General features: G+C 70.8%; 5 protein-coding genes and 2 pseudogenes. 5 read left to right on the top strand and 2 right to left on the bottom strand.

The window, feature by feature from the left end:
• Together ACSDR0_RS46560 and ACSDR0_RS46555 are read left to right on the top strand one after the other, a co-directional pair.
• A partial coding sequence (locus tag ACSDR0_RS46560; RefSeq protein WP_435295407.1) for a type I polyketide synthase occupies positions 1 to 2,757 on the top strand: 2,757 nt, incomplete at its 5' end.
• A gap of 22 nt (positions 2,758 to 2,779) precedes the next feature.
• Positions 2,780 to 9,097, top strand: a complete 6,318-nt coding sequence (locus ACSDR0_RS46555; protein WP_435295406.1) for a type I polyketide synthase — start codon at positions 2,780 to 2,782, stop codon at positions 9,095 to 9,097.
• 172 nt (positions 9,098 to 9,269) lie between these two features.
• Here ACSDR0_RS46555 and ACSDR0_RS46550 read toward each other — a convergent pair whose 3' ends face one another.
• Together ACSDR0_RS46550 and ACSDR0_RS46545 are read right to left on the bottom strand one after the other, a co-directional pair.
• A complete protein-coding gene (locus tag ACSDR0_RS46550) occupies positions 9,270 to 9,608 on the bottom strand; it encodes a hypothetical protein (protein ID WP_435295405.1) in 339 nt (112 codons plus the stop codon).
• A gap of 532 nt (positions 9,609 to 10,140) precedes the next feature.
• A complete protein-coding gene (locus tag ACSDR0_RS46545) occupies positions 10,141 to 10,698 on the bottom strand; it encodes a TetR/AcrR family transcriptional regulator (protein ID WP_435295404.1) in 558 nt (185 codons plus the stop codon).
• A gap of 111 nt (positions 10,699 to 10,809) precedes the next feature.
• On the opposite strand from ACSDR0_RS46545, the gene ACSDR0_RS46540 reads away from it, so the two are divergent.
• The 3 genes and pseudogenes from ACSDR0_RS46540 to ACSDR0_RS46530 form a co-directional block, all read left to right on the top strand.
• Entirely contained in the window at positions 10,810 to 11,463 is a 654-nt protein-coding gene (locus ACSDR0_RS46540; protein WP_435295403.1) for a class I SAM-dependent methyltransferase, read from the top strand.
• A gap of 224 nt (positions 11,464 to 11,687) precedes the next feature.
• Positions 11,688 to 11,915, top strand: a pseudogene (locus tag ACSDR0_RS46535) (IS630 family transposase); the annotation flags it as partial.
• 252 nt (positions 11,916 to 12,167) lie between these two features.
• Positions 12,168 to 12,457, top strand: a pseudogene (locus tag ACSDR0_RS46530) (histidine kinase); the annotation flags it as partial.

Raw genomic sequence — 12,457 nt, 5'->3', positions numbered from 1 at the left:
GCCGCGGATGCCGGGTTGTGGCTGGAGATCGGCCCGGACGCGGCTTTGACCCCGCTGATCGGTGACATCGTCCCGGACACCTTCGCCGCCGCGACGCTGCGCAGGGACCGGGACGAGGCCGATGCCCTGATCAGCGCGCTGGCTCAGCTCCACCTCCACGGCACGTCCGCGAACTGGAGCGCCTTCTACAGCGGTACCGGAGCACAGAAGGTCGACCTGCCCACCTATCCCTTCCAACGACGCCGCCACTGGCTGACGGCCGCCAGGTCTGTGAGCGACGCCGCCGATCTCGGGCTCGTCGCCGCCGAACATCCCTTGCTGGGCGCCGCGCTGGAAGTCGCGGGAAGCGGAGCGGTCGTGTTGACCGGGTCGCTTTCCGCCCGTATCGCTCCCTGGCTGGCCGACCATGACATCGTTCCCACCTCCGTGTTCGTCGAGATGGCACTGCGGGCGAGCGAGGAGGTCGGTGGGGCCGGCGTCGCCGAGCTCACGATCGCCGCCCCCCTGGTCCTGCCCGCCAAGGGCGCCATATCGGTCCAGGTCGTCGCCGGTGAACCCGGCGCGGACAACGGTCTCCGGTCCGTCACCGTCCACACCCGGTCGGACCCCGGCGCCGACTGGACATTGAACGCCGAAGGGCGGATCGCGGTCGAGGGTCCTTCACGACCCGCCACCGCCGCACAGGTCGACTCGGTGGTCGAGACCCCGTACGAGACCGCCGGGTTCGGCCTGCATCCCGCGCTGCTCGATGCCGTGGTCAGCGTGGCCACCGGCGAGACAGGCCTGCTTCCGACGCGATGGGAAGGCGTGTACCTGCACACCACCGGGGCCACCGGCGTCGGCGTCGCCTCGGTGTCCGCCGCCGAACGGACCTTCTCGCTGGAACTCTCTGACCCGTCGGGCGAGCCTGTGCTCTCGATCGGTGCCGTCACTCTCGACGAGACGCCCGCGCTCGTGCGCGCCGCGGTAAGACCGGAGCGGACCCTGTTCCACGTCGAGTGGCAGCCGGTGCACCCCGTCAGAGCGGCGACGGAGCCGATCCGATGGGGTGACCTCGGTGATCCAGAAGCGGACGCGGTCCTGCTCGACTGGATGCCTCCCCAGAGCGGGGACGTCCCCTCCTCGGTGCGGGCCGGGGTCCAGCAGCTGCTCGACGTTGTGCGCGACCAGGTCACCGACGAGCGGTTCGGCGACACGTCGCTGGTCGTGGCCACCCGGGGCGGTGTCGCCGTCGACGATCAGGAGGCTCCGCGCCTGGCCGCAGCAGCGGCTTGGGGACTGCTGCGTACGGCCCAGACCGAGTTCCCCGGCCGGATCGTCCTGCTCGACACCGACGAACGACCCGGAACGGAACTGGCGGCTGCCGCGCTCGCCTCCGGGGAACCCCAGGTCGCGGTGCGCCGGAACGTCATGGTCGCTCCCCGCCTGGCTCGCACCGAAACCACCGCCGTCCAACCCGCCCCGGACTGGGGCACCGTCCTCATCGCCGGCGGCACCGGCGCGCTCGGCGGCCTGGTGGCCAGGCACCTCGTGGCAGAGCACGGTGTCAAAAGGCTGATCCTGCTCAGCAGGCGCGGCCCCGAAGCGCCGGACGCGCCGCACCTGCGGGACGCGCTCACCGCAGCCGGTGCGGACGTGACGCTCGTCGCCTGCGACGCGGCCGACCGGACCGCCCTCGCCGCCGTCCTCGCCGAGCACCCGGTGGACTCCGTGGTGCACGCCGCAGGCGAACTGGACAACGCAATGATCCCCGGCCTCACGCCCGCACACATCGACACGGTTCTGCGGACCCGCGTGGACGCGGCGTGGCATCTACACGAACTCACCCGCGACCGGGACCTCACGGCATTCGTGCTCTTCTCCTCGGTGGCGGGCCTGCTCGGAAGCCCAGGCCAGGGCAACTACGCCGCTGGCACGGCGGTTCTCGACGCACTGGCCACCTACCGCGCCTCGATGGGACTTCCCGCCACGTCGATCGCCTGGGGAATCTGGGCCGGCGCGGGCGGGGTCAACAAGGAGATGACGGCGGCCGACCTGCAACGCTACGGCAGGGACGGGGCCAGGCCCATCCAGGTACAAGACGGCCTGGCCGCGTTCGACCTGGCTGTTCGGCTGCCCGTCCCCGCGCTCGCCGCGACGCCGCTTGACGTCGCGGGGGTGCGGGCGAGCGGCCGGGTCGCACCGCTCCTACGCGGGCTCGTCCGGATGCCCGGCACGTCCGGGACGGTGGACACCGCCCCGGTTCCCCTTGCCGAACGCCTGGTGGGAGCTCCCGAAGCCGAACGTACCAGGGCCGTGCTCGACGTCGTTCGCGGTGAGGTCGCGGCGGTACTCGGGCACGGCGGCGCCGACCAGATCCGACCCGACCAGGCCTTCCAGGACCTCGGGTTCGACTCGCTGACCGCCATGGAACTACGCAACCGGCTCTCCGCGCACATGGGCGAACGGCTGCCCGCCGCCGTGGCGTTCGACCACCCGACCCCCGCTGCTCTGGCCGACCACCTGCTGGCCAGGCTCGCCCCCGCGAGCGGGGCCAGGCTGGTGCTCGACGAACTCGACCGCCTCCAGGACGCGTTGACGGCCGTCACCGGCGACGACCCGGACCGCGAGGCGGTCACCGCACGGCTGCGCACGATGCTCGGCCGGTTGGCGCCGGTGCCCGACGACGGCGAGGAACTGGACGACCGGATCGAGTCGGCCTCCACCGACGAGATCTTCGACCTCATCGACAATGAGCTCGGCCGCGCGGCCAGCTGACCCTCCAGGAGAAGCGACCATCATGGCGAACGAGGAAAAGCTGGCCGAGTACCTCAAATGGACCACGGCCGAGCTGCAGCGGACCCGGAAGCTTCTCGCTGCGGCGGAGGCGGAGCGCGACGAGCCGATCGCGATCGTCGGCATGGCGTGCCGCTACCCGGGCGACGTGTCCTCCCCGGCGGATCTGTGGCGCCTCGTTGACGAGGGGCGCGACGGGATCAGCGAGTTCCCCGCCGACCGGGGATGGGACATCGACGGGCTCTATGACCCAGAACCGGGAACCCCCGGCAAGACCTACACGCGAGAAGGCGGTTTCGTCGCGGGCGCGACGGAGTTCGACGCCGGGTTCTTCGGGATCTCTCCGCGTGAGGCTCAGGCGATGGATCCGCAGCACCGGCTGCTCCTGGAAACCTCATGGCATGCCTTCGAACACTTCGGCATCGACCCCGGACTGCTGCGGGGCACCCCCACCGGAGTCTTCGTCGGAGTGGCCGGGCAGACCTACATCGGCCTCGACGGCCCACGCGAACTGGAGGGTTACCTGACAACCGGGCGGCTCGGCAGTGTCGCCTCCGGCCGGATCTCCTACTTCTTCGGATTGGAGGGCCCGGCCGTCACCATCGACACCGCATGCTCCTCCTCCCTGGTCGCCCTGCACCTCGCTGCGCAGTCTCTGCGGAAGGGCGAATCGAAGCTGGCCCTGGCGGGCGGTGCGTCGGTCGCGGGAGCTCCCGGTGGCTTCGTGGACTTCGCCCGGCAGCGTGGTCTCGCCGCAGACGGCAGGTGCAAGTCGTTCTCCGCCGCAGCCGACGGGACGGCCTGGGCCGAAGGCGTTGGATTGCTGGTGTTGGAGCGGTTGTCGGACGCCCGACGCAACGGCCACAGGGTGCTGGCCGTGGTGCGCGGGAGCGCGGTCAACCAGGACGGCGCCTCCAACGGGCTGACCGCTCCGAACGGGCCCTCCCAGGAGCGAGTGATCCGCGACGCCCTTGCGGACGCCGGACTGACCGCGTCCGAGGTGGATGTGGTCGAGGCGCACGGTACCGGCACCAGACTGGGTGACCCGATCGAGGCGCAGGCGTTGATCTCTACTTACGGACAGGGACGGCCTGAAGGGCGTCCGCTGTGGCTGGGGTCGTTGAAGTCCAACATCGGGCACACGGTCGCGGCCGCCGGCGTCGGCGGCGTGATCAAGATGGTCGAGGCGATTCAGCACGGCGTCCTGCCCCGCACACTGCACGTGGACGAGCCCTCCCCGTTCGTGAACTGGGACGAGGGCGCGGTGGAACTGCTGACGGAGGCACGGGAGTGGCCGGAGACGGGACGGCCGCGCCGCGCAGGGATCTCGTCGTTCGGTGTGTCCGGCACCAACGCCCACGTGATCATTGAGCAGGCTTCCGAGTCGGCTGAGGCCCCGTCCGAGCCCGCTGAGGATATGGACGGGGTCGTGGTGCCGTTGGTGTTGAGCGCGGGTGATGAGGGGGCGTTGCGGGAGCTGGCGGATCATCTCGGTGATCTGCTGGCGGACGAGGATGTGCGTGGGCTGGACGCGGGGTGGTCGCTGGCGGTGGGGCGCGGGTCGCTGGCCCGCCGCGCGGTGGTGATCGGCCATGACCGTCAAGAACTGATCGACGGTTTGGCGGCGGTCAAGGCGGGCCCGGTCGCGATGGATCGGGGAGATGTGGTGATGGTGTTCCCCGGTCAGGGTTCGCAGTGGGCGGGGATGGCCACCCATCTGCTGGATCACTCGCCGGTGTTCGCCGCGAGGATCACCGAATGCGCGGCGGCCCTGGAACCGTATGTGGACTGGTCGCTGATCGAGGTGCTCCGTGACCCCGACGAGGGATGGCTGGAGCGGGTTGACGTGGTCCAGCCCGTCCTCTGGGCGGTGATGGTGTCCCTGGCCCGCCTTTGGTATTCGTTCGGGGTGGAGCCCGCCGCGGTGGTGGGTCACTCGCAGGGAGAGATCGCTGCGGCGGTGGTCGCGGGCGCGCTGTCGCTGCAGGACGGCGCGAAGGTCGTCGCGCTGCGGTCGAAGGCGATCCGGGTGCTGGCCGGGCAGGGCGCGATGGTCTCGGTGGCGCTGCCCGCCGACCAGGTCGAGGTGCGTTTGGAGGCGTGGTCCGGCCGCTTGTCGGTGGCGGCGGTCAACGGCCCCACCGCCACCGTGGTGGCCGGAGAGGTGGCCGCGGCGCAGGAGTTCCAGGACGCGTGTGCGGCCGAGGGGATCCGGGTCCGTCGGGTCCCGGTGGACTATGCCTCGCACTCGATCCAGGTCGAGCCGATTCAAGGAGAGTTGCTGCGGCTGCTGGAGGGGATCACACCGCGTGCCGGGGAGGTGCCGTTCTTCTCCACGGTGACCGGCGATTGGTTGGACACCTCCCAGATGGGTGCCGGGTACTGGTACCGCAACCTGCGGAAGCCGGTTCAGTTCGCTCATACGGTCGAGACCCTGGCGGGTAAGGGGTTCGGATACTTCGTCGAGTGCAGCGCCCATCCGGTGTTGACGATGGCGATCCAGGAGGTCACCGAGGACGCCGCCGTCGCCGGTACTCTGCGCCGTGATGACGGGGGGATGGACCGGTTCCTGACCTCCCTGGCCGAGCTGCATGTTCAGGGCCTGCCGGTGGACTGGAGCCAGGCCTTCAACGACACCGCCCCGCGTTGGAGCGACCTGCCCACCTACCCCTTCCAACGACGCCGCTACTGGATCGACCCCGAGGTCACGGATGCCGGAGCGGGGACGACCGGGCATCCGCTGCTCGGTACCGCCGTCAACGTCGCCTCCCACGACGAGGTGCTGTTCACCGGCAAGGTCTCTCTGCGCACCCATCGCTGGCTCGCCGATCACACCGTCGCCGGTGTGGTCACGGTGCCGCCTTCGGCGTTCGTGGAGATCGCGTTGCGCGCCGGCGACGAGGCGGGCTGCTCCGGCATCGACGAGCTTTCCGTCATGACACCGCTGACGCTGCCCGCCCGGGGCGAGGCGCTGCTCCAGACCGCCGTCGGAGCGCCTGACTCGCATGGCCGCCGGTCGGTCACCGTCCACTCCAGGCCCCACCCCGACGTCGCCTGGACCCTGCACGCCGAGGGATGGCTGAGCCTGCGCGTCCCGGAGACGGGCCCTGCTGTGCGCCCTTGGCCCCCGGAGGGAGCCGAGGCCCTGGACGTGGCGGTCGTACGGCAGCGGATCGCCGCTCACGGGATCGGGCACGGCCCGGCGTTCGGCGGCCTGAGCGGCGTGTGGCGTCGCGGTGATGAACTGTTCGCCGAGGTGAACCTTCCCGAGGGTGGTGTCGCTGACGCGTTCGTCCTGCATCCGGCACTCCTCGACACCGCGCTGCACGCGGCCGCCCTGACGGACGCCGTCACATCGCACGCCACCGCGGACTGGTCGCGGGTGCACGTCGCGGCGGTGGGAGCCACGGCGTTGCGCGTGCACCTGATGCCCGACGGGAACGGCGGATGGGCGGTGCGGCTCGCCGACCGCGCCGGGGAACCCGTCGCGGCGTTCGGTGTCCGGGGCCGTCACCACGAAAGGACCATCGGCCAGGCGACCCTCGCGCCCCAGGTGTACGACGCGCTGTTCACCGTCGGCTGGCGGCCGGTCCTGTCCGCCGGGACCGAGAAGCCGCTCCGCTGGACCTCCCCGGAGAAGGCTCTGGCGGAGCGCCCCGACGCCGCCCTGCTGCCGTGGCGGTCGTCCGGCACGGTCCGCGACAGCGTCCACCGGACGCTGGGCCTGGTCCGGGACTGGCTGGCCGAAGACCGGCTCGCCGACGTCCCTCTCGTCGTACTGACCCGGGGCGCGGTTGCCGTCCGTGACGGGGAGTCGCCCGACCTCGCGGCGGCCGCCGCCTGGGGACTCCTGCGCTCGGCGCAGTCGGAGGCGCCCGGCCGCGTCGTCCTGGTCGACGCTGACGCCGACCCGGCCGCCGAGACGCTCGCCGCCGCGCTGGCCACCGGGGAACCACAGATCGCCGTCCGGGACGAAGCGCTGCTCGTCCCCAGGATGATCCGCGTTCCCGCGCCGTCCACCGCCGTTCAGCCCGCGGACTGGGGCACTGACGCCACCGTGCTCATCACCGGCGGTACCGGCACGCTGGGTGCGTTGTTCGCCCGGCACCTGGTCGTCGAGTGCGGCGTTCGCGGGTTGGTCCTGCTCAGCCGACGCGGAGAGGACGCGCCAGGCGCGGCCCGGTTGCGTACGGAACTGGCCGGGCTTGGCACGCGCGTGTCGATCGTGGCCTGTGACGCCGCCGATCGTGACGCCCTCGCCGCGGTCCTCGCCGAGCACCCTGTCACGGGCATAGTGCACATGGCGGGTGTGATCGACGACGGTGTCGTGGCGACCCTGACCGCCGAGCAGGTCGACCGGGTGCTGCGGCCGAAGGTGGACGCGGCGTGGAACCTGCATGAGCTCACCCGTGAGCACAAGGTCACCCGGTTCGTGTTGTTCTCCTCGCTCGCCGGGGTGTTCGGCGGCCCCGGACAGGGCAACTACGCCGCCGCCAACGCGTCCCTCGACGCGCTCGCGCACCAGAGGGCCGCGGCGGGCCTGCCCGCGACCTCCGTTGCATGGGGCCTTTGGCGTGAGGCCAGCGGGTTGACCGGGCACCTCGGTGACGCCGACCTGAAGCGGATGGCCCGCGCCGGGTTTCTGCCCATCGACACCCCCAGCGGCCCCGCCATGCTCGACGCCGCTCTCCACACCGGGGCACCGGCCGTCGTGGCGACGCCCATGGGCCTTGCCCCGCTGCGTGAACGCGGCGCGGCGGTCCCTCCGCTGCTCAGTGCCCTGGCCCGCGTCACCGTCCGGCGTGTGGTGACGGACACCGGCGGAGACGCCGCATCGCTGGCCGCCGCGCTTGCCGGGCTCGACAAGGCGGGCCAGGCGCGAGCCCTGCTCGACCTGGTCCGCGCCGCCGTCGCCGAGGTCCTGGGGCGCGACGATCCCGGCGGAGTCGAACCGCACCAGCCGTTCCCCGACCTCGGCTTCGACTCTCTCACCTCGGTCGAACTGCGCAACCGTCTGAGCGCCGGGACCGGCCTGCGGCTCGCCGCGACCGTCGTGTTCGACCAACCCACCCCGCATGCCCTGGCCACGCACCTTGGCGCGGCGCTGGGTGACAGCGGGGAGCCGGTGCGCCCGTCGGACGGGGCCCTGGACGGTATCGACTTCGACGCGGAGGTCCGGCTCGCCGACGACATCGTGCCCGCGGCGACCGTCGTCCGGTCGGTCTCTGACCCCGAACAGCTCCTGTTGACGGGCGCGACCGGTTTCGTCGGCGCGTTCCTGCTACGTGACCTGTTGCGCACCACCCGGGCCACGGTGCACTGCCTGGTGCGAGCGGACGACGAGGCAGCCGCCTACCAGCGGCTCCGGGACAATCTGGAGTGGTACCGGATCCTGGACGAGATCGGCCTCGACCGCGTCAAGGTGGTGGTCGGTGACCTCACCCGGCCGCGGCTCGGCCTGTCCGAGACGGACTTCGACGCACTCGCCCGTGACGTCGACGCCGTCTACCACGCGGGAGCGGCCGTCAACTGGCTGCACCCGTACGCGATGCTCAAATCGGCGAATGTCACCGGCACCGAGGAGGTGCTGAGACTGGCCGCGCGGCACCGCACCGTTCCGGTACACCATGTGTCCACCACCGGCGTGTTCGCTGCGACCGAGTCCGCTGACCACGCCCTGCGGGTAGACGATCCGACCGGGCCCGCTGAACGGCTTCCGAGCGGTTACCTCCAGAGCAAGTGGGTGGGCGAGCAACTGGTCGCCCTCGCCCAGGGCCGCGGCCTGCCCGTCACGGTCCACCGGGTGGACGCCGTCAGCGGTGACCAGCGCAACGGTGCCTGCCAGACCCGCGACTTCGTCTGGCTCACCATGAAGGGCCTGATCCAGGTCGGGGCTGTGCCCTCCGGGGCCGGCGGGCGCTTTCACATGGTGCCGGTGGACTATGTGAGCGCGGCCATCGTCGAGCTGTCGCGCCGACCGGACAGTGCGGACCGCACGTTCCATCTCTACAACCCGCACCATCTGTCGTTCACAGCGCTGGTCGGGCACCTGCGCGCGGCCGGTTACGCCCTGCCCGAGACGACCTCCGACGACTGGCGTGCTCGGATCCTCGCCGACCGCGACAACGCCCTTCTGCCTTTGCTGGACGCGTTCGAGGCGATCACGGCGCGCGGCGACGACTATCCCGGCATCGACACCGTCGCCACCGAGGCCGCGCTCGCGGGGACCGGGGTCGTCTGCCCGCCGATCACCGACGAGCTGTTCGCCACCTACGTCCGCTTCTTCGTCGACGCCGGCTATTTCCCGGTACCGGCCGCCTGAACCGCCCCGGCTTCCGTGAGAGCGAGAGTTCCCCCGAATTCGGGCAGGCTGGGCGGTCGTCCGGTCGCATCAAGTCTTCTGCTCGCGATCACTTTTACCGAGCCGCCGACGAGCCAGGACATGGGCTCAGTCCGGAGCCGGCACCCCGAACAACCGCACCCGCTCCGCCTCCTCAACCCGGCCCGCCGCCAAGAGCAGCGGCCGGTGAGGAGCTATCGGCGGGCCGGCGCAGCTGCTCATGGCGCAGTTGCGTCGATAGACGCTCCGGCGGTCCTGGATCGATACGCCGCCCGGCCCTGCGTAAAAGTGTCTCCATTCGGCTGGGTGTCAGCCTCGCAGCGGCCTGCGGCGTGGGCGCGGCCCGCAGCACCGTCAAAGCCGTCCGCTGAGTCAGGATCGGAAACGCCGCCGGCGCGGCCGGGTAGAACTCGCGCAGCAGCGAGCGCAGCCGGTTCACCGTCTGCTGCCGCGCCCAGATGGCCTCCTGATGCCGGCGAGCGACCGCCTTCACCCCTCCGGCGAGATCGGTATCAGCAGGCAACGGCCGGTGCCGATCACGACCGCCGCGGCGCCTGCCGGGTAGACGCTGCCACTGCGGCCGCGGGTCACGCATTGAAACGGCTCGGCGGCCGCCGGCGCGACCCGTGGTTACGGCTCTTGTGCACCGACGAGGTCGGTGGCGGCGGGCACGACGTTGAACGGCAGGTCGCGGCGGCCGGTCATCGGTGATGGATCGGCCCGATCGGCTGATGCACGCGCACAGCAGGCCCGCCAGGGGGTGGGGGTTGACCACCCGGCGGACGTGTCGCGGGTCCAGTCCAGAGCGTGCTCGAAGACGTCGCATAGGTGCTCGTTGCGACGCCCATCACCGGCTGCGGCCCAAAACAGCGCTTCGAAGGTCGCGGTGTCCCGCTACGACCAGGTGGCCGGCAACCTCAAGGTGAAGACCCGAGCCGGTGCTACCCGCTCTTCGACGTGCCTTCCTGGCTCTCGTGCTGTTCATCGTGCGACGCGTCACGACGTGACGACTTTCCATGCTGGTTTTACGTCCGAGTCAGCATCGCCCATACGCCGGGAGTGATGGTCGCGTGGAACGCCGCGTCCAGTTCGGCCGGTGTGGCGTTGATCTCCTCGTCCACCCACTTGCGCACCAGGGCCATGAACGCCCCGACGGCGCAGGTGACCACCAGATCGAGCGAGGCGGAGGCGCGCCCGCCCCAGGCGAGTAGTTCGTCGCGGATGACGGCCTGCAGCAGCTGCTCGCCGTGGGCCATCACCATCTGACCACCACGCCGTCCGAGCAGTGCTCGCACCAGCCTGCGTTGCTCGTGCACGTGCTCGAACATCGCCAGGCTGAAGCCGAACAGCGGGCCGTCGGTGTTCGGAGCCGGATGCAGGAAGGCGATCTCGTCCAGGTTGGCGAACAACACGGCCTGCTTGTCGGCGAAGTGGGCGTAGAAGGTCGAGCGTCCGACGTCGGCGCGGTTGATGAGGTCGGTGACGGTCACCGGCTCATACCCCTTCTCCAGGATCAGCTCCATCAGCGCGCGCTGGATCGCCTGCCGGGTGCGCCGCACCCGCCTGTCGGTGTTTCCGGACATTTCACCGGTCCTGTTCGGTACGGCACAGCAGGGCGGAAGTGGTTGTTGACCCCGTCATGGTAACGAACGGATCATTCGTTACTGAACAGGTTGTTCGAGAGGAGATCGGTAATGGGATTAGGCAGGTTGCTCCACAATCACGCCGAGCACGCCGACGAGGGCGGGACGATCGATCGACCGCGCGCCTACGACATCGCGGCGAACATCGGCCTGCTCGGGCGACGGCGCGAGATCTTCACCCGCCTGGCGGCGCTGTCCGGAGCCCGGCCGGGCGACCAGGTGCTCGACGTCGGCTGCGGCACCGGCTACCTGACCCGGATCCTGGCCCCGCTCATCGGCCCGGCAGGCCACGTGACCGGCGTCGACCCCTCACCACCCATGATCGACCATGCCCGCCGACGCGCCCCGGGCAACTGCTCCTACATCGTGGGCGAGGGGCAGGCACTCGACCTGCCCGACGCCTCGTTCGACGTGGTGGTCTCCAGCCTGGCCGTCCACCACATGCCGGCCGCCGGGCGCGGCGCCGCCGTGGGGGAGATGTTCCGGGTGCTGCGGCCGGGCGGACGGCTGCTGATCGCCGAGTTCCGCCCGCCCACCAACCACCTGCTCGCCCATCTTGTCGGCATGGTGTCGGGCCCCGCGATGCGGCACAGCCCACAGGACCTGCTCGCCGACCTGATCCCCGACGCCGGATTCCACATCACCGACGAGGGCGACCTGCCGGTCATGCTCTACTACGTCCGAGGCTCGCGTCCCGTGGCCTGAGGAGCGCGGCGGATTGAGAGGGCGGCCTGCCGGGCAGGACCGTCGCGGCACGGCAGGCGGCATGGAGGAGGCCTTCGAGGCGCGCGGCAGGTGCGAGCCCCCCTCGACGTCGAGTTGCGGCTAGGTCGGCAAGGACAGCCAGGTGATTGGAAGATGGCCGCCCCACCGGCGGATCAGGCTGGGCCCACCAAGGCCGAGCGAACCGGCTACCGGCCACCTACCAGCGCACCTACGCCTCCTGGGCCAACCCGATCGAGGCGCACTTCGGGCCGCTGCGGCAGTTCACCATCGCCGGCTCCGACCATCCCAACCACACGGTGCAGACCCGGGCGCCGCACGCTTATCTGCGCTGGCGCAACGCCAACGCCCGCCACCCCACCCTTCTGGCCGCCCAACGCCGTGAACGCGCCCGGGTTCGCAGCGAAAAGGGCATCCGCTTCGGCGGACGCCCTCCCACTCGCCGCGTGATCACCCAACCCGGCAGACGTTTCCGGTCACAGCACTGGACGGGTTCGGCCTGCGTGGCACCAATTGTGTGGCCGAGGCCCACGGGGTGGATGATCTGGATTTCGGCGATCTCGGTGGAGGTGACTAGCGCCGCAAGCAGCGCGGAGCCGACGCCACGGTGGCGAGCGGCGAGGTGGACGTAGACGATCTCCGGCGTGGGGTGGGCGTCGGCGTAGCCGGATGCGAGACTTCGCTCCATGACAGAAAAGGAGCCGCGTTCCCTGATCCCGAACATGAGGCTGGACGAGTTGCTGTCGGAGTTGCAGGGGCGTCTGGAGGCGGTGCTGGCCACCCGTGACCGGGTGCACGCGCTGCTGGACGCGGTGGTCGCGGTGGGCAGCGACCTGGACCTGGAGACCGTGCTGCGCAGGATCGTGGAGACCGCCACCAGGCTGGTCGACGCCACTTATGGCGCGCTGGGCGTGGCCGGAGACCACAGCACGCTCATCCAGTTCGTCCCGGTGGGGCTGAGCGAGGAGGAGATCGC

It is taken from the genome of Streptosporangium sp. G11 (assembly GCF_051192615.1).
Taxonomy (GTDB): Bacteria; Actinomycetota; Actinomycetes; order Streptosporangiales; family Streptosporangiaceae; genus Streptosporangium.
Note: the sequence above shows the minus strand (reverse complement) of the source record. Positions and strands in the feature narration are given on the sequence as shown.

Bases quoted from the DNA above. Each gene is read 5' to 3' on its own strand.
- ACSDR0_RS46555 (WP_435295406.1), top strand. From the start codon at position 2,780: ATGGCGAACGAGGAAAAGCTGGCCGAGTACCTCAAATGGACCACGGCC.
- ACSDR0_RS46545 (WP_435295404.1), bottom strand. From the start codon at position 10,698: ATGTCCGGAAACACCGACAGGCGGGTGCGGCGCACCCGGCAGGCGATC.
- ACSDR0_RS46540 (WP_435295403.1), top strand. From the start codon at position 10,810: ATGGGATTAGGCAGGTTGCTCCACAATCACGCCGAGCACGCCGACGAG.